The following is a 19622-nucleotide window of genomic DNA, read 5'->3' on the forward strand; positions in this document are numbered from 1 at the left end:
TCGCGACAGCCGGTGCGATCAGGGCTCGATCCAGCAGGCCGCGCATAACCACCTCGGGGATTAAGCTGCCGACATGACTCATGACCTCCACGGGCGGACAGAACGGCTCGAATTGTCGGATCAGGATCTGCGCGACTTCGAGGCCGTCGTCCTTGACTCCACACCCGACGGAATCGTGCTGAGCAAGTCGGCATTCTATCCGGGCGGAGGCGGCCAGCCGGCGGATCACGGAGTTCTGCTTTGGCTGGGGGTGGAAACTCGGATCGTCGGGGTGCGCAAAGGCGATGATCTGCACCTTATTCCGGCAGAGGGCGACCCGGTCCCGCCTGTCGGCACGGTCGTTCAGGGGGCGGTGGCCGACGCGCGGCGTTCCGCCCTGATGCGTACCCACTCGGGGCTGCACGTCCTGTGCGGCGTCGTCTTCCGCGACTACGGCTCGCTGGTGACGGGTGGCAACATGGACGAGCTGAGCGCGCGGATGGACTTCAACCTGCCGGAGCTGCCGCCGGGCTTCAAGGAGGCGGTCGAGGACGCGTGCAACGCCGAGATCGTCGCGGACCGGCGCATCGACGTACGGGTGCTGCCGCGCAAGGAGGCGTTCGACATCCCGGACATCATCCGGACGGCGACCAACCTGGTGCCGGCGCATGTGGAGGACGTCAGGATCGTCGACATCGTCGGACTGGACACCCAGGCCGACGGCGGCACGCATGTCGCCTCGACGAAGCAGATCGGGCGCATCAAGGTCGCCAAGATCGAGAGCAAGGGCCGCGGCTTCCGGCGCCTCCGCATCGCGATCTCGGACTGACGCCTCCGCGTCGCCATCTCCGACTGACGCCTCCGCGTCGCCATCTCCGACTGACGTCTCCGCGTCGCGGTCCCGGACCAGCGTCTCCGCGTCGCGGCCCCCGGCTGATCACCGCCTGGCTTGGCCCGCGGCCTCGATGATCCCGGCCAGGCCGTCGAGCAGCGATCGCAGACCGAACTCGAAGAGCCGGTCGAGGTCGAAGTCGAAGTCGCCCCCCATCCGCCGGATGACGTCGACGAACGTGGGATAGGCGCCCGAGGTGACGACGGCCGTCAGCCGCGCGTCCTGGGCCCGCATCCATTCGTCGTCGGTGAGGCCGGTCTCGGCCTGCGCCTGAGACTCCAGCTCGAAGTTGGCGGCGATCCCCTCGACGTAGCTGTACATCAGGATGTGCACGTGCATCATGCTCTCCGGATCGAGGCCGTGGCCATCGACCGCCGCCAGCGCCCATTCGGCGTGCTTGAGCAGACTGGGTGATGGCAGCGGCCGGCTCAGCGAGGTGATCCGGGTGAGCCACGGGTGCCGCCGGTAGGCCGCCCACTGCACGCGGGCCGCCACCTCCAGCCGGGCCCGCCAGCCGGGCGGCGGCTCGGCGGGGAGCGGGAATTCGCCGAACACCTGGTCGATCATCAGCTCGACCAGGTCATCCTTGCTGCCCACGTGGCGGTAGAGCGACATCGTGGCCACACCGAGCCGACCCGCGACGCCGCGCATGGACAGCGCGGGCAGGCCCTCGGCGTCGGCGATCTCGATGGCGGTCCGCACGACACGCTCCCGCGCCAGATCACGCGCGGAGTCACGGCCCAGGTCACGGCCCAGGTCACGTACCTGACCGCGGCCCAGATCGCGGCCCAGATCGCGGCCGGGGTCGTCGGAGGCGCCGTGCGGACGACGTGGTGACCGGGCCGACGGTCCGGCGACGACCGTGCCGACGCGCGACTCGGCCACGACCACGCCTTCCTGCGCGAGCCGGGCCAGCGCCTTGGCGGCCGTGGCCAGGGCCACATCCCAGTCCCTGGCCAGCTGCCTGGTGGAGGGCACCCGCTCCCCGACCCGCAACTCGCCGTCCGCTATGCGGCGCTTGATGTCGTCGACGATCCGCACGTACGGCGGCGCCGCTTCCGCGACCATCCGGCCTCCTTTGACACTGTACTAGTACAGAGATTAGCAGAACCCCTGTTGCGAACCCTGTCTGTACGCCGTACATTCACCTCGTACAGCGTCAACAACACACAGGGGAGATCAAATGAACGTCCTCATCTCCGGCGCCAGCATCGGCGGACCCGTCCTGGCCTACTGGCTGCGCGAGCACGGCTTCGCCGTGACCGTCGTCGAACGCGCCCCCGCCCCTCGCCGAGGCGGCCAGGCGATCGACATCCGGGGAGCCGCGCTGAAGGTGGCCGAGCGCATGGGCATCCTGGAGCAGGCACGAGCCATGAAGACCGACATGCTCGGCATGTCGATGGTCGACGGCGACGGCAACGAGCTGATGCGCACAACCGAGGAGACGATCAGCGGCGGCCGGCTGGACAGCCCCGACATCGAGATCATGCGCGACGACCTGACCGCGCTCGTCATCGCCGCCTCGGGCAGCGGCGTCGAATACCTCTATGGCGACTCGATCGCGGCGCTCCACCAGGACGGCCAGGGGGTCCAGGTGACGTTCGAGAGCGGCGGGCGGCGGCGCTTCGACTACGTGGTCGGCGCCGACGGTCTGCACTCGAACGTGCGCGGGCTGGTGTTCGGCGAGGAGTCGCAATTCATTCACCACCTGGGCATGTACGTGGCGATCTACAGCGCCGACAACTTCCTCGATCTGGACCGCTGGCAGGTGTGGCACCGCGAGGGCGACGCCGGGTTCGGCCTCTACACCGCCCCCGGCAACGCCTCGATCCGGGTCAACATCGGCTTCGGCGGCGAGGACGTCGCCTACGACTACCGCGACGTCGAGCAGCAGAAGCGGCTCATCGAGGAGCGCTGCTCCGGGCTGGGCTGGGAGACGCCCCGGCTGCTGAAGGCGATGTGGGCGGCCGACGACTTCTACTTCGACGCGATGGCGCAGATCCGGATGGAGCGCTGGTCCGAGGGCCGGGTGACGCTGCTCGGCGACGCCGGCTACTGCGCCTCGCCGCTGTCGGGCCAGGGCACCAGCCTGGCGATGGTGGGCGCGTACGTACTGGCCCAGGAGCTGTCCAGGGACCCGCAGGGCGCGTTCGATCGCTATGAGGCGCGGATGCGGCCGTTCGCCGAGGTCAACCAGGCCCTCGCCCTGGAGAACCCCGGCCAGGGCGCGGCTCCGGAGAACGTCCAGCGGGCCGCCAACGGCATCACGCTCGACTGATCCCGCCTGCCCGCACAAGGTACGAACCGCTACGATGTGCCGCCATGACGGGTATCAGGCGCACGCTGGCCATACTGGGGGCCGTCGCTCTGTCGCTGACCGCCGTCCCCGCCACGGCGGCGGCCGGGATCACCGACGAGGTGACCATGAGCCTCGCCAAGAACGGCACACTGCACGTGGTCGAGAAGATCAGCGGCGGCTCGGGGGAGCTCAAGCGGACGTTCCTCACCAGGACCCGCTTCGACGACGACAATGACCGGCTGTACCAGATCTCGAACGTCAAGGGCGGCACGCTCGCCGGCGACGTGCTGACCATGAAGGGGCCCGGGACCGTCGAGTACGACGTCAAGGGGGCCGTGACGCCCGCGGGCGCCATCGAGGAGCTGCGCTGGTTCGCGGTGAACGGCTGGAGCGAGCCGGTCACCAAGGCGACGGTCAAGGTGAGCGGCCCCGGCCAAGTGCAGAACCTGTCGTGCTTCGCCGGTGGGCTGACCTCGGCCATCGGCTGTACGTCCGCCTCCATGGACCACGGCGCCACCGAGGCCGCCTTCGAGCAGCAGAACGTGGGCCCCGGCCAGGCGCTGACCGTGGTCGTCGGCTACGCCAAGGGCTCCACGAGCGGCGCGCCGATCCTGGAGCGGCGCTTCTCGCTGGCCGGCGCGTTCACGCTGAACGGCGTCACCGGCGGCGCGCTCGCCGCCCTGCTGGTCCTCCTGCTCGGCGGCGTCGGCCTGCTCTACTGGACGCGGGGGCGCGACTCCAGGGCCGCCGGCCACGAGCGCAACTCGGTCGCCCCCGTGCAGAACGGGCACTTCTCCCCGCCAGATGGCGTCCGGCCCGGCCAGATCGGCACACTGGTGGACGAACAGGCCGACGTGGTCGACGTCACCGCGACGATCGTGGACCTCGCGGTCCGCGGCTACCTGCGCATCGACGAGCAGCCACGGCAGACCTACGACGCGCCCGACTGGACGCTGGTCAGGCTGCCGAACGCGCCGGTCAACACGCTGCTGCCGTACGAGCGGGCGCTGTACGACGCCATCTTCGACGGGCGCGACATGGTGCTTCTGTCTCAGATGTCCGGTTCGTTCGCCAGTCACCTGGGCAAGGTCCGCGACGCCCTCTACGCCGACGTGGTGACGCAGGGCTGGTTCGCCCGCCGTCCCGACACCGAGCGGACCCGCTGGACGGTCATCGGCGTGCTGCTCATCGGCGTGGGCCTGCTGGCCACGGTGGCGCTCGCCTGGTTCACCACGTACGGCCTGCTGGGCCTGGCGCTGATCATCGCCGGCGGCGCCCTGGCGGTCGGCGGCCAGTACATGCCCGCCAAGACCGCCAAGGGCTCGGCCGCGCTGGCGCACACGATGGGTTTCCGCGAGTACCTGTTCTCCGGTGACCTCGGCGAGGTGCCCGAACAGCACCGGGTGGAGCTGTTCTCCCGCTATCTCCCGTACGCGGTGATCTTCGATGGCGTGGAGCACTGGTCCCGGGTCGTCGCCTCGGTGACCGGCAACGGGCCCCAGTCCGACAACCTGTACTGGTATCACGGTCCGGCCGAGTGGGACCTGTCCAAGTTCGCCGGGTCGATGCGGACGTTCACCACGACGACCTCGGGCGCCATCTCGGCCAGCCGCCAGTTCCGCACTTTGTAGGGCCCCGGCGGCTCCCCGAACCCACCGTGGCGGGAAGCTGGCCGGCTTTCTTCGGGGCGTGCGGGCTGATCCTGCTGTTCTCGATGTCGATGGAGTGGCTGGCGGCTCTGGTGGGTCTGCTGGCGCGCAGCCCGGAGAGCGTCGTCGGCTGGGCTTCGTGATGATCATCCCGCTGACGTTCGGGAGCGACGTGTTCGTGCCGACGGCCAAGCCGCCCGAATGGCTACAGGTATGGGCGAAGGTCAGCCCGATCACCCGGCTCTCTGACGCCGCTCGGGCGCTCATGCTCGGCCAGCCCGTCGGGGACAGCCCCGAATAAACGGCTGGGGAAATGTCGGTGTCATTTGATACAACCGACCTTGCGGCGTCCTGGGCGGGGAGCGGCATGGCTCGGGGAGGCGCGGGTGACAGTCACAGGAGCGGTTCAACAGGCTGAGTTCTCGGTCGTTGGGGTGACCCACGACCGGCGTGGACCGGCTCGCTGGATCTGGTCCCATCTGCGCCGCCAGCCGCTCTATCTGGGCGTGTTCTTAGTCGGAGCCATCGCGATGGTGGTTCTGAACGCGGCGATACCCGGTCTGGTGGGTGCCGCGTTCGACGCGGTGGCCGGCCACGGTGAGCTGCTCCCCATCGTGGGCGCTCTGCTGGGGATCGTGCTGGCCCGCGGGTTGCTCGACATCGGCGCGCGCCTCAGCAGCGAACTGCTGGCCAGCCGGCTCAACCGGGATACCCGCGATGAGCTCTACGTGAGTCTGCTCGGCAAGAGCCAGACCTTCCACAACCGGCAGCGGGTCGGCGACCTGATGGCCCGAGCGGCCAACGACATCAAACAGCTGCGCATGCTGGTCTCACCCGGTCTCGACATGATCGTCGACTCCGGTTCGCAGGCCTTCATCCCCCTGGTCTTCATCGCGCTGATCGACCTGCGGCTGCTGCTGGTGCCGGCGAGCTTCCTGGTGGTGTTCGGGCTGGCGCTGTGGCAGTACATGCGGCAGCTCAACCCGGTCGCGACCGGGATGCGCGAGCAGTTCGGTTCGCTCAACGCCCACCTGAGCGAGGCCGTCCGGGGCATAGAGGTCATCAAGGTGACCGCGCAGGAACGCCAGGAGCGACTCCGGTTCCGCCGCAACGCGCGGCTCTACCGCGACCTGTCCGTACGCGAGGGCCTGGTCCGGGCCCGCTATCTGCCGACTTTGCTGCTCGCCTTGGCGATGGCCGCCGCCCTTTGGCACGGGATTGCCCTGCACACCGCCGGGGATCTCACACTCGGCCAGCTGATCGCCTTCATGGGTCTGATGACCCTGCTGCACTTCCCCACGAACGTATCGACCTTCACCTTCTCCCTGGTCCAGCTCGGACTGGTCTCCGCCCGCCGGATTCTCGAGATCATGAACGCGGACACCGAGCTCGACCAGCGGGCCGACGGCCATACCGCGGCCATGCGCGGTGAGCTCGTCTTCGACGGCGCGTCGTTCTCCTACGCGGGCTCGCCGGTGCTCAGCGGTGTCTCCTTCACCGTGCGGCAGGGCGAGACGGTGGCCATCGTCGGCGAGACCGGTTCCGGCAAGAGCACCCTGACCAAGCTGGTCCCGCGGATCTTCGACGTCGACTCCGGCCGGGTCCTGGTCGACGGCGTGGACGTACGCGACTGGAACCTCAACTCGCTCCGTTCGCAGATCTCCACCATCGAGCAGGACATCGTGCTGTTCTCCCGGTCGATCGCCGAGAACATCGCCTTCGGGCTGGGTCAGCGGGCCGACCGGGAAGCCGTCGTCCGCGCCGCCGAAGACGCGCAGGCGGCCGAGTTCATCGACGAGCTCGACAACGGCTACGACACCGTGATCGGCGAACGTGGCGTCACCCTCTCCGGCGGCCAGCGGCAGCGCCTGGCCATCGCCCGGGCGCTGCTCACCGACCCGGCCATCCTGATCCTCGACGACTCGACCAGCGCCATCGACTCCGCCACCGAGGACCGCATCCAGCAGGCGATCGAACGCGTCCAGTCCGGCCGGACCACAATGCTGATCACCCACCGGCTGTCCCAGATCCGCTGGGCCGACAAGGTGCTCCTGATCCGGCGGGGCGAGCTGGTCGACTTCGGCACCCACGACGAGTTGCTCGGCCGCAGCCCTCTGTATCGGCGGATCTTCTCGCACTACGACGAAGTGGAGGTGCCGGTCTGATGGGGTTCTTGATGGACGGCCTGGAGGCCGAGGACTACGACCGCACCTACACCGATCGTGAGCTGCTCCGCCGCGTCGTCGGCTACTTCTGGCCGAAACGCTGGACGATGCTCGGCGTCGCGTCGATGATCGTGCTCGGCTCGCTGACCCAGGCGGCGGTCCCGGTGATGATCAGCTGGGGCATCGACCGGATCGTGCACGGCGGCGGCATCTGGACACTGGCCGGGGGCATACTGCTCGCCGGTGGGCTCGGCTGGGTGTTCAACTTCGTCCGGCAGTGGCTCAACGCGAAAGCCACCGGCGACGTGGTCCTCACCCTGCGCGAGGACGCCTTCGACGCCGTTCTCGAACGGGACCTGTCCTTCTACGACGAGAACCCGTCCGGGCGGATCGTCAGCCGGGTCACCTCCGACACCGATGACTTCGCGAGCGTCGTCGGCCTCAGCATGGATCTGCTCAGCCAGGTGCTGGTCGTCGGGTTCGTCACCGCGCTGCTGTTCACCCGGAACGTCCCGCTGGCCCTGCTGACCCTGCTCATCGTGCCCATCGTGGTCGGCTGCGCGCTGCGGTTCCGGAAGATCGCCCGCTCCACCACCCGGCGGGCGCAGCGCTCGATGAGCCGGGTCAACGCCAATCTCACCGAAACCATGGGCGGGATCGCGGTCGCCAAGAACTTCCGCCAGGAGCAGCGGGTCTACGACGAGTTCCGCCCAATCAACGAGCAGAGCTACGCCGTACAACTGCGGCAGGGGTTCACCTTCGCGTCGATCTTCCCGCTGCTGTTCCTCGTCGCCGGGCTGGCCGAGGTCATGCTGGTCCTGGCGGGCGGCAACGCGGTCCGCGGCGGTGGCCTGTCGGCCGGTGACTGGTACCTGTTCTTGCAGGCGGTCGCGTTCTTCTGGTTCCCGTTGACGTCGATCGCCGCGTTCTGGTCGCAGTTCCAGCAGGGGCTGTCGGCGGCCGAGCGGGTCTTCGCACTGATCGACGCCACCCCCAGGGTGGTGCAGACCGATGCCTTGCCGGTCGAGCGGCTGGCTGGGCGGATCGAGTTCCGGGACGTCAACTTCGGCTACTCTACTGAGACCCCGGTCCTCGAGAACTTCAATCTCTCGATCGAGGCCGGGGAGACCGTGGCGCTGGTCGGCCACACCGGGGCGGGGAAGTCGACACTCAGCAAGCTCATCACCCGGTTCTACGAATTCTCCGGCGGCATCCTCCTGATCGACGACCGAGACATCCGGTCTCTGGATCTGGCCGCGTACCGCCGCCAGATCGGGGCGGTGCCGCAAGCGCCGTTCCTGTTCAGCGGCACGGTCGCGGACAACATCCGCTACCCGCGCCCCGAGGCGAGCGACGATGAGGTGCTGGAAGCGGCCATCGGTGTCGGCGGCGGCGACTGGATCGAGGCGCTGCCGGACGGCCTGGCCACCGACGTGGGCGAGCACGGCCGTTCCCTGTCCATGGGACAACGGCAACTCGTCGCCCTGGCCCGGCTGCTCGTCCAGGATCCGGCGGTCGTCGTCCTGGACGAGGCCACCGCCAGCGTCGACCCGCTGACCGAGGCCCAGATCCAGGAGGGGCTGGACGCGGTGCTGGCCGACCGTACCTCCATCGTGATCGCGCACCGGTTGTCCACGATCGAGCACGTGGACCGGATCGTCGTGCTGGACCACGGCCGGATCGTCGAGCAGGGCGACCACACCACCCTGCTCGCCCAGGGCGGCCGCTATTGCGAGGTGTACAACACCTACTTCCGCCACCAGTCACCCGACTATCGCCCCGGCACCGGCTTCGTGGCGGTCACCACGTGAACCCGCTCACTCGATCGAAGATCATCAGCCAGTCGTGATCGTCGACGAACTGGCGCTGATATGGACGCCGAGGACGATCGCCGCACTCAGCGCGAGACAGTGACCACGTGATGGGCAGCGTGACGGGCGATGACCCGCCCGAGCAGGCCATCCACGACGACGGCGAGGACGCTCTCGGCGCGGACATCGCCCAGTTCGCCACCTTGGAGCGCAAAGGCTGCTGGCTTATCTGGTCGCCAGACGGGTTGCTACGGGCCGCCGAGCACGCGCGGGCGGCAATCGACGGCATACGGGGGCAAGTTGCGCGGGCGGGTCACGGTCGGCACGATGCAGGGCGTCTGGGCCGGCCTGCACCGTGCGCTGGCCGGGTTGCGGAAGGAGCATCCCGGCGTGGTGGTCCGCCTGCGGCAGGCGGCGGTGGTCGACATCCGGCAGGCACTCCGGGACGGCGGCGTGGACGTCGCGGTCGTCGCGCTCGACCGCCAGCAGCAGCGAGGTCTGGAGACCCGGTTGTTGTCCCGGGAAGAGATGGTGCTGGTGACCTCGGCCGGGCGCGAGTTCCCTGGGCCGGTGACGCTTGCCAACGCGGCCCGACTGCCGCTGGTGGACTTCTCGCCCGGCTGGGCGATCCGGCACTCGGTCGATCAGGCGTTCCGCGCGGCCCAGGTCGAGCGGCCCACCACGTTCGAGGTGAACGACATCGTGGCGGCGTCCGAGCTCGTCCGCCACGACCTGGGCGTGTGCATCATGCCGGAGTCGATCGCGGCGAGATCCCCGGACCTGACCTCCCACCGCTTTGCCCAGCACGCGCCGAGGTGGAAGGTCATGGTCGTCCGACCCAAGGGGGAGGCGCCGCCGGCGGTCGCGGCGCTGCTCCGGCACATCGCCTGATCCCCCACCGCCGGGCTGTGTTTCAGTGCCGGCGTTCGGTTGCCCAGTAGAGCAGGGCGAGGACGGGAAGCGCGGCGGCCAGGACGGTCACGCCGGTCCAGCCGTAGGCGTGATAGATGATCGAGCCGGTTTGGGAGCCGATGGCCCCTCCGGCGAAGAACGTGGCGATGTAGACGCTGTTGAGCCGTGCCCGCGCACCCGCGTCCAGCCGGTAGATGGTGTGCTGGCCGAGAATGAGGGTGGTCTGCACCGCCATGTCGAGCAGGACGGCGGCGACGGCCAGCAGGATGATGCTGTGCCAGCCGAATCCGGCGAGCGCGGCCGCCAGTGCGGCGGCGGCGAACGCCGCACCGGTCATCGGGCGCACCAGCCCGCGGTCGGCCCAGTGTCCCGCGAACGGCGCCACCGCCGCTCCGGCCGCTCCGACCAGGGCGAACATGCCCACGCCGAAGCCGGAGTAGTGGAAAGCGGGGCCGGTTAGCTCGAACGACACCGTGGTCCAGAACGCGCTGAACGCGCCGAACATCACCGCCTGGTACAAGCCGCGCCGCACCAGCGCCGGGTGGGTGCGCACCAGCCGTGCGGTGGAACGCAGCAGCCGCCCGTACGACACGTTCGTACTGGGGGCGTGACGGGGCAGGGCCGAGCGCAGCGCCAACGCCAGCACGGCCATCAGGACGGCCGAGCCCAGGAAGACGACACGCCATCCGGACCAAGCTGCTCAGGGTGCGGGACAGCAGGATGCCGGTGAGCAGGCCGCTCATCACCCGGCCGACGACGCGGCCGCGGGCGTGGTCGGGGGCGAGACCGGCTGCGAACGGGACGAGGATCTGGGCGACGACCGAGGTTCCTCCGGCGATCAGTGAGGCGGCCAGCAGGACGGGGAAGGCGGTGGCGGTGCCCGCCAACACCAGCGCCGATGCGGTGACCGCCAGCGAGATCACGACCAGCCGGCGCTTCTCGATGCGATCACCGAGCGGAACGAGGAGCAGCATGCCCGCCACATATCCGATCTGGGTCGCGGTGATGAGCCCGCCGGCGGCGGCCGTGCCGATCCCGAAGAACGCGCTCAGCGAGGACAGCAGAGGTTGCGCATAGTACAGGTTGGCGACGGTCATCCCGGAGGCGACGGCCAGGAGCACGACGAGCCGACCCGAGGGCGTGGCCGCCGGCGTCGCGGTCCGCTGGGCGGCCTGGAGTTGAACGGAAGGAGTCACAGCTGCCTCTCAGAGTGGAGCCGTCCGAATGTCTTCGAGGCGTTCCAACGGCGGGCCTGCGCCGGCGCTTCCTCTGTCATAGCGATAATCAGCGATGACTGTCATCTTGATTGGAGATGGGTCAGTTCAGCAGGGCGGCCGGGGCGGTGCGGTCGAAGCGCCCGAAACCCTGGGTCTCCTGGTCGGAAAGCCTTGGCCGAGGAAGAAAACGGGTGGGCCGCCATTCGGGTCGAACATGAATGATCTTCTCAACGCGCTCTTGGCGCAAGGTTTATGCCCTGTTATCCAGGTCTATCCGTTTTAGCGGGGATGGTATAGCCGTGCCGGGCAACGGCGTCAGAGGCATGTTCCCATGATCCGGGGACCTGCGCCCCACAGGACACATTTGAGGAGAATCACATGTCCGATGCCGTCAAGCCTGCTCAGCCGGTCCTGGAACCGGCGGCAGCCGCCTTCGCGGACGCCACTGCCAATCCGCCGTACCTGTTCGACCTACCCCCGGCGGAAGGGCGCAAGGCCGTTGACGAAGTGCAGTCCGGCGAGATCGACAAGCCCGCGATCCACGAGGAGTGGATCACCCTCTCGGGCGGCCCGACGGGCAGCGTCCGCGCCCGTATCGTCAAACCCGCCGGCGCCGAGGGGACCCTGCCGGTGATCCTCTACATCCACGGCGCGGGCTGGGTGTTCGGCAACGCCCACACCCACGACCGCCTGGTACGTGAGCTCGCCGTCGGCGCGGACGCCGCCGTAGTCTTCCCCGAGTACGACCTGTCCCCCGAGGCCCGCTACCCGGTCGCCATCGAGCAGAACTACGCCGTCGCCCAGTGGATCGTCCAGCAGGGCGCGTCCAAGGGCCTGGACGGCTCCCGCCTGGCCGTGGCCGGAGACTCCGTCGGCGGCAACATGACCGCCGCGCTGACCCTGATGGCCAAGGAACGCGGCGACGTCCCGCTGCTCCAGCAGGTCCTGTTCTACCCGGTCACCGACGCGAACTTCGACACCGGCTCCTACCACCAGTTCGCCACCGGCTACTTTCTGCGCCGTGACGGCATGCAGTGGTTCTGGGACCAGTACACCACCGACGAGGCCCAGCGCGCCGAGATCACCGCCTCCCCGCTGCGGGCCACCCCCGAGCAACTCACCGGCCTGCCCCCGGCCCTGGTCATCACCGGCGAGGCCGACGTGCTGCGCGACGAGGGCGAGGCATACGCCAACAAGCTCCGTAAAGCCGGCGTGTCCGTCACCGCCGTGCGCTTCCAGGCCATCATCCACGACTTCGTCATGCTCAACGCCCTGCGCGAGACCCACGCCGCCGAGGCCGCCATCACCATGGCCATCAGCACCCTGCGCGCCGCCCTTCACACCGTCTGAACGCCCTTCACACCGTCTGAACAAGGAGAGAACCCACTATGACTTCCTCTACCCCCACCGTGGTTCTCGTCCATGGCGCGTTCGCGGACGCGGCCAGTTGGGCCGGGGTCATCACCGAGTTGCAGAGCCACGGTATTCCCGTCGTGGCCCCGCCCAACCCGCTGCGCGGACTGGGCTCCGACGCCGCGTATATCGCCTCCGTAGCCGCCCAGATCGACGGTCCCGTCGTGCTGGTCGGCCACTCGTACGGCGGTGCGGTCATCACCGTGGCCGGCATTACGGAGAACGTCGTCGGGCTGGTATACGTGGCTGCCTACGTCCTCGAAGACAGCGAGAGCCTCGGCGAGCTTCAGGGCCGTTTCCCCGCTTCTCCGTTGGTCGCCAACCTGAAGGAGGCGACCTACCCTGTCCAGGGCGCCGATCCCGCAGTAGAGGTCGCCATCACCCACGAAGCGTTCCCCACCATCTTCGCCGCCGACGTGCCGGGGGAAGTCACGAAGGTCCTGGCGGTGACGCAGCGTCCGCTCGCCGCCATGGCCTTCGCGGAGACAGCTTCCGCGGCCGCGTGGAAGACCAAGCCCTCCTGGGCGCTCGTGGCCACCGCGGACCAGGCGATCAACCCCGAGGTCGAGCGCTTCGGCGCGAGGCGGGCCGGAGCGACCATCGTCGAGATCGAGGGCGCCTCGCACGCCGTCGCAGTGTCCCGGCCGAAGGAGGTCGCCGACCTGATCCGCGACGCGGTACGCGCCACGAGCTGACCAGGCGGCACAGGCAACCCCACGGCCCCGCTGTCGAGCCCTCCTGGCCGCATTGTCGGCGACAGCCGGCGTCCGGTCGACACACGCCGTCTGCCGGTGCATCCAACCGGCCCCGCCTGTGGTGGGACCACGACGTGGAGCGCGCTGCCTCCAGTGCCCTCCCCGCGACACGCCGTTCCTTTTCACCGTCCTGGCCGTGCCCGATCCATACTCACGCCGAAGTCGCATCGGCGCTCGGCGACCTCACCCACGTGGCCTACCGTCACCGTCAAGAGCGCCTCGCACGCGGTCGCGGTCTCCCAGCCGGAGGCGGTCACCGACCTCATCAAGCGCGCGGCCCGCGACATCCGCTGAGACACCACTGCCCCGGTCAACCGAGAGGCGGCAGTCGGAGGAGTCGTCGCCCTCCTGGCGCAGCCGGGCCGAGTATCCGCGTTCATGACGTCGAGTCCCGCTGCAGCTGGGCGAGAATCTTGTCGGTGATGGCGGCGAGGGTGTCGAGTTCCTCGTCGGAGAGCGAGTCGAAGACGAGTTTCCGCACGGTGTCCACGTGGGCCGGTGCCGCCTGCTCGATGGCCGTGCGCCCGGCCGGCGTCAGCACAATGAAGGCGCCGCGGCCGTCGTCGGCGCACTCCTCGCGCTCGACGAGGCCGCGGCGTGCCATGCGGGTGACATGGTGCGACAGCCTGCTGCGTTCCCAGTGCAGGGCGCGGGCGAGGTCGGAGACCCGCATCCGGCCGTCGGCCGTGTCGGTGAGCTGGACCAGCACGTCGTAGTCCTGCAGGGACAGGCCGGCGTCCGTCTGCAGCTCACGGTGGAGAGCCGCCTGCAGTCGGGTGTTCAGCGTCAGCCACGTGCGCCAGACGTTCTGCTGATTCTCGGTCAGCCACGGGCTCGGTGCGTCCATGGACGGCGAGCCTACCGGAATAAGAGACACGTCACCTAAGTTGGGACATCATGTACGTGACGCGTCACCTAATGAGTGGCGCCAGACGATGAGGAGCAGAGCCATGACCATCGCCCAGACCGCCCCCGCCACGCTGGCCGACCTGTCCGGCGAATATGTCATCGACCCGGCGCACACCCGGATCGGGTTCGTCGCCCGGCACGCGATGGTGACCAAGGTCCGCGGGGCGTTCAACGAGTTCGAGGGACGTTTCACCGCCGACGGCGCCAATCCGAGCCGGTCCAGCGCGAGCGTGACCATCCAGGCCGCCAGCATCGACACCCGCAACGAGCAGCGTGACGCGCACTTGCGCAGCAACGACTTTCTCGCGATGGACGAGCACCCGCGGATCACCTTCGTCACCAGCGGCGTCCGCCAGGCCGACGAGACGAGCCTGGAGCTGACCGGTGACCTGACCATCAAGGGCGTGACCAACTCGATCACCATCCCGTTCGAGTACCAGGGCGCCTCGACGGACCCATTCGGGAACTTCCGGGTGGGCTTCGAGGGCTCGGTCCCGATCAGCCGCAAGGACTACGGCATCACCTGGAATGCCGCGCTGGAGACCGGCGGCGTCCTGGTTGGCGACAAGATCGTTCTGGAGTTCGAGGTATCGGCGATCAAGGCCGCCTGAAGGCCCGTACAGAGGGGTAAGGCATCATGAACGACATCGTTCTTCCAGCCGGCGTGGACATCCGCCGCGCCGGCGAGCGCTTCACGAGCAGCTTCGGCTGGCTGGACTCCAAGCACTCGTTCTCCTTCGGCCACCACTACGACCACCGCAACACTCACCACGGTGTGCTGCTGGTCAACAACGACGACATCGTCGACGCCGGTACAGGTTTCGACACCCACCCGCACCGGGACATGGAGATCGTCACCTGGGTGCTGGAGGGCTCGCTGGTTCACCAGGACTCCACCGGCCACAACGGCGTGATCTATCCCGGTCTGGCGCAGCGGATGAGCGCCGGCCGCGGCATCCTGCACTCGGAGAAGAACGACTCCTGGCGGCTCGGCGGGGACGTCCACCGCGACCCGGTGCACTTCATCCAGATGTGGGTCGTGCCGGATGAGAACAACATCACGCCCGGCTACGAGCAGCTCGAGATCGAGCACGAACTGCTCTCCGGCGGGCTGGTCCCGGTCGCCTCGGGCATGAGCAAGCACGACGGCGAGACGGCGATCCGCATCAGGAACAAGAATACGGCCCTGTACGCCGCCCGGCTCCAGCCCGGCCAGGCCGTCCACCTTCCCGAGGCCCCGTACCTGCACCTGTTCGCGGCGCGCGGCGCGATCGACCTGGAGGGAGCGGGAGAGCTAGCGGCTGGCGACGCGGTCCGGTTCACCGCCACCGGCGGACAGCGGGTGATCGCCACGGAGCCGGCCGAGATCCTGGTGTGGGAGATGCACGCCACCATCGCGGCCTGAGCAGGCACCCACCCCGGCGGCTTCACCGAGAGACCGACGCACGGTGCCCCTACATCAAGGTGGCGGCCTGCAAGGGGCGGCAACGGTGAGAGCAGTACGGCGCCCAGCAGCAGGGGGCCCGCCGACGGGCGGGTCGGTCCAAGCGCGCTCGCCGTACCCCTTGAGCACGGCAGCGCCGCTCGGGTAGGCGTAGCTCAGCGGAGGCGTAGTTCGCCCACGGCGCGTCCGCCGCCCATCAGCGGCGGGCGGGCCATCGTGTCCAGTTCCGGGGCGTCCAGGCCGAGCGAGCGCAGCGCCGTCACCGTGGCGGGCGTGCGGGCCCGCTGCGCGCCGTCCTCGACCTTGACGGTGCCCGCCCGCCCGTCCTCGAACACGAACGCGTTGAACCCCTCCGCGCCCACCTTGACCATCAACCCCGGCAGGGCCCGCATCAGCTCGGCCTCCGGCCTGATCGTGCCGGACGTCCACTCCGGATGCGCGCGCATGGCGTCGAAGATCCGCCGCTCGTACGAGCCCGCCTCCCCCAGAGCCAGCGCGCGGAAGGCCCGCGTCACGCCCACCATCGAGACGAAGAACAGCGGCGCGCCGCACCCGTCCACCCCCGACGCCGCGACCCGCTCGCCCGTCAACTCCTCCACCGTGCGGCGGATCGCCCGCTGCAGCGGGTGCGCCGGTTCCAAGTAGGTGGCCAGCGGCCAGTCGTTCAGCACACAGGTGGCGAGCATGGCGGCGTGCTTGCCCGAGCAGTTCATGTAGACGCGGCCCAGGTCGGTCGCCGCCCGGTCGAAAGGGTAGTCCTCGGGGCAGAGCAGCGCCGACTCCGTCAGCCCGGCCTCCGCCAGGATCTTCCGCACGCCGTCCACGTGGTACGGCTCACCGGAGTGGGAGGCGCAGGCCAGCGCGAGGAGTTCGCCGTCGAGCGCGAGCCCGGCGCGGAGCATGCCGACCGCCTGGAACGGCTTCATGGCCGAGCGCGGCGAGGCCGGCACGTGCACCGCGCCGTGCGCCGCGACCGGATCGCCCGCGGCGTCCACGGTGAGCATGCGCACGTGATGGGTCGACTCCACGAACCCGGACCGGACAACCTCGACGACCAGCGACATTCGCCTCCCCTTTCGGCGTGAGTCTACGAAGCTTTTGACCTGCGCCAGAATGAGGTCTCATGCGAGCAGTCGTGCAACGAGTCAGCACCGCGTCTGTGGTGGTCGACGGGGTGACCGTCGGAGCGATCGACGAGCCGGGCCTGCTCGTGCTGGTCGGCGTCACGCACTCGGACACCCGCGCCGAGGCGCGCAAGCTCGCCGCCAAGCTCTGGGGGCTGCGCATCCTGCATGGCGAGAAGTCCTGCTCCGACGTGTCGGCGCCGCTCCTGGTGATCAGCCAGTTCACTCTCTACGGCGACGCCCGCAAGGGCAGGCGGCCCACCTGGCAGGCCGCCGCTCCAGGACCGGTCGCCGAGCCGCTGGTGGACGCCGTGGTGGACGAACTCCGGGCGCTGGGAGCCCACGTGGAGACCGGCCGGTTCGGCGCGGACATGAAGGTGTCCCTGGTCAACGACGGGCCGATCACGCTCGTGGTGGACGTGTGAACATAGTCTCCGCCGACGACCTCGAGTCCTTCTACGCGATCGGCAAGAAGGCCGAGCCGGTTCAGCGGAGGCGGCGGCGCATCGCCGGGTCGATGGTGACGTTGCGGCCCGCGTCCGGGGGGACGATGACCTCTTGGGCGGCGGCGACGCCGCCCGCGAGCAGGGGCGCGTCGACCGGCACCGTCCGCTTGACCGTGGCCAGCGCGATCGGGCCCAGCTCGTGGTGGCGGGCGGCGGAGCCGACGACGCCCACCTCCTGGCTCTCGAAGATCACCGGTGCGCCATGCGCCGGCAGCGTGTCGACGCTGCCGTCGAGGTGCAGGAACACCAGCCGCCGCGGCGGATGCCCCAGATTGTGGACGCGGGCGACCGTCTCCTGGCCCCGGTAGCAGCCCTTGGTGAGGTGTACGGCGGTGCCGATCCAGCCCACTTCGTGCGGGATCGTCTTGTGGTCGGTGTCGAAGCCGAGCCGGGGCCGGTGCTCCTCGATGCGGAGCGCCTCGTACGCCCAGAGCCCGGCCAGCGGCTTGCCCAGATGGTCGGGCAGCTCGGCGCGTGGCACCAGGAAGTCCTCGGTCGCGGACGAGAGCACCGCCAGGTCGTCGGCGCGCGAGACCTCGACGCGGAGCATGAACCGCATCCGGTCGAGGTAGGCGACCAGACTGTCGGCGGTGCCCGGCTCGACGTGCGCCAGCACGGCCTCGCCATCGTCGACCAGCGTCAGGTGGTGCAGGACCCGGCCCTGAAGATCGAGGTCGAGCGTCTGCGTCCACTCGTCGGGCGCCAGCGTGTCGAGCTTCTGCGAGGTCAGGTCGTTGAGCCATTTCAGCCGGTCGGCTCCGGAGACGCGGACCACCTCGCGGTTGCTGCGGTCGACCACCGCCTCGCCCTTGATGAGCGCCCGTTGTTCGGCGAACAGGTCACCGTAGTGGGCGGCCACGTCGGAGTCGGGGCCGTCGGCGGGAACGGCACCGGGGAGATCGAGCAGAGGGCTGCGCATGCCTTCCAGGTTATCGGCAGTCGCGACGGCGCCCGAAGACGGTTGCGGAAACGCCCGAAGACGGTGCTATCGGCACTTGCTGCAACGCCCGAAGACGGTCAGGTGGCGTACGTCGGCCACGAAGCCCATCTCGCTGTCCAGCCCCTTGACCAGCCCGTCCGCGAGCTCGGGACGCACTTCGCCGACCTCGCCGCAGCCCCGGCAGACTAGGTGCAGATGGTCGGCGTCCGCCGCCAGGTGGTAGGTGGGGGCGCCGTGGCTCAGATGGGTGTGGGTGACCATGCCGAGCTCTTCGAGCAGCTCCAGCGTGCGGTAGACGGTGGAGATGTTGACGCCGCGGGCCGTCTCGCGCACCTTGACGGAGATCTCTTCGGGCGTGGCGTGCTCAAGCGACTTGACCGCCTCCAGCACGAGCTGTCGCTGAGGGGTCACCCGGTAGCCCTTGGCGCGGAGTTCCTCGTGCCACTGCGTCTCCGTCATGCCCCGAGTCTACGACCGAGTATTAATCGCTTGCCCCCTCCGCGACCGAGCGCATAACTTCTGGGGTACGCGGAAAGGAGGTGGTCCAAACAATGGTGATTCATAGTTGGACTAGCGAGGTGGTTGTCCGCTAACGACGCGGACTGTTGTCTCGCGTCTGCCTAGCGAATTCGAGACAACCACCGGGGCCCCTGGCAGCCGGAGGGCGGGATAGTTGTCCTGTCCATGGTCCATCCGGCCCGCTCGATCACGAGCGGAACGCCGCCCGGGGCCCTTTTTCATACCCTCTTCCCCGCAGCGCGCGGTCAGTGCTCGCCGCGAGCCGGGATGCCCAGCTTGTCGCAGGCGTCGCGATAGAGGCGTACGACCGCCATGCGCACCTGGGGGCGTTCGGTCAGCGTCTCTCCCCACGGCACCCTGACCAGCTCGCCACCGTCGATCGTGAACTCGATCGCCTCGGCGTCGACCCCGCTGGTGGCCGCCGTCGTCGCGGCGGGCCGGTCGCCCAGCCCGCGCACGATGATCAGCGCGTCGTCGGGGTGGTCGTCGTTCATGTGCCGCTTGATCGCCTCGACCGCCTCGGCGGTGAACGGGGTGCTCATATGGATCAAGCTACCTTCTTGAGCTCCGCCGACATGTGCGATGTGAGCGGGTGCCCGACCGCGGCCATGTCATAGGCCCACATGAGGTTGCCCTTGACCAGCCCGTACAGGCGGGTGGCCGCGGTGTATTCCTTGGCCGAGGCGGTGCGCGCGACCACGTCGGTGCGCAGCTCGATCTTGTGGAAGACGACCTCGCCGATGTAGATCTCCACGATGCCGGTCGGATGCGCCAGCAGCACCTCAAGTTGCCGGTCGGGCTGCGGCCGCCAGTAGCCGGACTCGGTGGCGAGCGGCCTGACCCGGTTTCCGTCCTCGTCGAGCAGCCAGGTGCGGCTCACGTACGACAGGAACGGTTTGCCGTTGTGGCTGAACTCGATCTCCTGACCGAAGTTGAAGCTCTCGATCGTCGGATATCCCCCGACACCGGCGCCCTCCCAGCGGCCGATCAGGAACGCGATGTGCTCCAGATCGGGATGCACCGGCACCTGGACCTCAGCATCTTCCATGGCACCAAACTGTACTGGCCGCCCGCGGTGAAGACGTCCG

General features: G+C 69.0%; 21 protein-coding genes and 1 pseudogene. 13 read left to right on the forward strand and 9 right to left on the reverse strand.

Features of this window, described 5'->3' with window-relative positions; translation table 11 throughout:
- Window positions 1–73: 73 nt before the first annotated feature.
- Window positions 74–808: an alanyl-tRNA editing protein gene (locus AB0J16_RS46045; protein ID WP_358552023.1), complete on the forward strand. Its 735-nt coding sequence runs from the start codon at window positions 74–76 to the stop codon at window positions 806–808.
- 108 nt (window positions 809–916) lie between these two features.
- Here the strand turns inward: AB0J16_RS46045 and AB0J16_RS46050 are convergent, their stop codons facing one another.
- Entirely contained in the window at window positions 917–1939 is a 1023-nt protein-coding gene (locus AB0J16_RS46050; RefSeq protein ID WP_358552025.1) for a TetR/AcrR family transcriptional regulator C-terminal domain-containing protein, read from the reverse strand.
- A gap of 115 nt (window positions 1940–2054) precedes the next feature.
- Here AB0J16_RS46050 and AB0J16_RS46055 point away from each other — a divergent pair, with 115 nt between their 5' ends.
- The 7 genes from AB0J16_RS46055 (at window position 2055) to AB0J16_RS46085 (ending at window position 9686) form a co-directional block, all read left to right on the forward strand.
- Window positions 2055–3149 (forward strand): FAD-dependent monooxygenase, encoded by a 1095-nt coding sequence (locus AB0J16_RS46055; protein WP_358552027.1) that lies wholly within the window; start codon window positions 2055–2057, stop codon window positions 3147–3149.
- Window positions 3150–3193: 44 nt separating this feature from the next.
- Complete coding sequence (locus AB0J16_RS46060) at window positions 3194–4801, forward strand: DUF2207 domain-containing protein (RefSeq protein ID WP_358552029.1); 1608 nt, start codon at window positions 3194–3196, stop codon at window positions 4799–4801.
- A gap of 26 nt (window positions 4802–4827) precedes the next feature.
- On the forward strand, window positions 4828–4962 hold the full coding sequence (locus tag AB0J16_RS46065; protein ID WP_358552031.1) for a hypothetical protein: 135 nt from the start codon (window positions 4828–4830) through the stop codon (window positions 4960–4962).
- Window positions 4959–5120 (forward strand): ABC transporter permease, encoded by a 162-nt coding sequence (locus AB0J16_RS46070; RefSeq protein WP_358552033.1) that lies wholly within the window; start codon window positions 4959–4961, stop codon window positions 5118–5120. The genes AB0J16_RS46065 and AB0J16_RS46070 overlap by 4 nt, the downstream gene beginning before the upstream one ends.
- A 205-nt stretch (window positions 5121–5325) precedes the next feature.
- Entirely contained in the window at window positions 5326–6984 is a 1659-nt protein-coding gene (locus tag AB0J16_RS46075; protein ID WP_358552035.1) for an ABC transporter ATP-binding protein, read from the forward strand.
- Window positions 6984–8795 carry an ABC transporter ATP-binding protein gene (locus AB0J16_RS46080; protein WP_358552037.1) on the forward strand — a complete coding sequence of 604 codons (1812 nt, stop codon included), beginning with the start codon at window positions 6984–6986 and terminating at the stop codon, window positions 8793–8795. Before AB0J16_RS46075 ends, AB0J16_RS46080 begins: the two co-directional genes overlap by 1 nt.
- 129 nt (window positions 8796–8924) lie before the next feature.
- A complete protein-coding gene (locus AB0J16_RS46085) occupies window positions 8925–9686 on the forward strand; it encodes a LysR substrate-binding domain-containing protein (RefSeq protein ID WP_358552039.1) in 762 nt (253 codons plus the stop codon).
- 22 nt (window positions 9687–9708) lie between these two features.
- Here AB0J16_RS46085 and AB0J16_RS46090 read toward each other — a convergent pair whose 3' ends face one another.
- On the reverse strand, window positions 9709–10353 hold the full coding sequence (locus AB0J16_RS46090) for an MFS transporter (RefSeq protein ID WP_358552041.1): 645 nt from the start codon (window positions 10351–10353) through the stop codon (window positions 9709–9711).
- A gap of 106 nt (window positions 10354–10459) precedes the next feature.
- Window positions 10460–10804: pseudogene (locus AB0J16_RS46095) on the reverse strand (MFS transporter); the annotation flags it as partial.
- Between the two features lie 498 nt (window positions 10805–11302).
- Here AB0J16_RS46095 and AB0J16_RS46100 point away from each other — a divergent pair.
- Window positions 11303–12274 (forward strand): alpha/beta hydrolase, encoded by a 972-nt coding sequence (locus AB0J16_RS46100; RefSeq protein WP_358552043.1) that lies wholly within the window; start codon window positions 11303–11305, stop codon window positions 12272–12274.
- A gap of 38 nt (window positions 12275–12312) precedes the next feature.
- Window positions 12313–13032, forward strand: coding sequence for an alpha/beta hydrolase (locus tag AB0J16_RS46105; protein WP_358552045.1), 720 nt, complete (start codon window positions 12313–12315; stop codon window positions 13030–13032).
- A 436-nt stretch (window positions 13033–13468) separates the two neighbouring features.
- On the opposite strand, the gene AB0J16_RS46110 is transcribed toward AB0J16_RS46105, so the two are convergent.
- The gene (locus tag AB0J16_RS46110) at window positions 13469–13939 is read right to left on the reverse strand and encodes a MarR family transcriptional regulator (protein WP_358552047.1); all 471 of its coding nucleotides are present in this window, start codon (window positions 13937–13939) and stop codon (window positions 13469–13471) included.
- A gap of 103 nt (window positions 13940–14042) precedes the next feature.
- Between AB0J16_RS46110 and AB0J16_RS46115 the strand changes: the two genes are divergently transcribed.
- Together AB0J16_RS46115 and AB0J16_RS46120 are read left to right on the forward strand one after the other, a co-directional pair.
- Entirely contained in the window at window positions 14043–14612 is a 570-nt protein-coding gene (locus AB0J16_RS46115; protein ID WP_358552049.1) for a YceI family protein, read from the forward strand.
- Window positions 14613–14638: 26 nt separating this feature from the next.
- The gene (locus AB0J16_RS46120) at window positions 14639–15406 is read left to right on the forward strand and encodes a pirin family protein (protein ID WP_358552051.1); all 768 of its coding nucleotides are present in this window, start codon (window positions 14639–14641) and stop codon (window positions 15404–15406) included.
- Window positions 15407–15600: 194 nt separating this feature from the next.
- Here the strand turns inward: AB0J16_RS46120 and AB0J16_RS46125 are convergent, their stop codons facing one another.
- A complete protein-coding gene (locus AB0J16_RS46125) occupies window positions 15601–16509 on the reverse strand; it encodes an asparaginase (RefSeq protein ID WP_358552053.1) in 909 nt (302 codons plus the stop codon).
- Window positions 16510–16568: 59 nt separating this feature from the next.
- Here AB0J16_RS46125 and dtd point away from each other — a divergent pair, with 59 nt between their 5' ends.
- Entirely contained in the window at window positions 16569–16994 is a 426-nt protein-coding gene (dtd, locus tag AB0J16_RS46130; protein WP_358552055.1) for a D-aminoacyl-tRNA deacylase, read from the forward strand.
- 61 nt (window positions 16995–17055) lie between these two features.
- On the opposite strand, the gene AB0J16_RS46135 is transcribed toward dtd, so the two are convergent.
- The 4 genes from AB0J16_RS46135 to AB0J16_RS46150 all read right to left on the reverse strand — a co-directional run bounded on the left by AB0J16_RS46135 (window position 17056) and on the right by AB0J16_RS46150 (window position 19582).
- Window positions 17056–17994, reverse strand: coding sequence for a folate-binding protein (locus AB0J16_RS46135; protein ID WP_358552057.1), 939 nt, complete (start codon window positions 17992–17994; stop codon window positions 17056–17058).
- Window positions 17995–18060: 66 nt separating this feature from the next.
- A complete protein-coding gene (locus tag AB0J16_RS46140; RefSeq protein WP_357958094.1) occupies window positions 18061–18474 on the reverse strand; it encodes a Fur family transcriptional regulator in 414 nt (137 codons plus the stop codon).
- 305 nt (window positions 18475–18779) lie between these two features.
- Window positions 18780–19076, reverse strand: coding sequence for a DUF2470 domain-containing protein (locus AB0J16_RS46145; RefSeq protein WP_358552059.1), 297 nt, complete (start codon window positions 19074–19076; stop codon window positions 18780–18782).
- 5 nt (window positions 19077–19081) lie between these two features.
- A complete protein-coding gene (locus AB0J16_RS46150; RefSeq protein WP_357958097.1) occupies window positions 19082–19582 on the reverse strand; it encodes an FABP family protein in 501 nt (166 codons plus the stop codon).
- Window positions 19583–19622 lie beyond the last annotated feature (40 nt).

The sequence above is a fragment of the Nonomuraea sp. NPDC049750 genome (assembly GCF_040659625.1).
In the GTDB taxonomy this organism is placed as follows: domain Bacteria; phylum Actinomycetota; class Actinomycetes; order Streptosporangiales; family Streptosporangiaceae; genus Nonomuraea.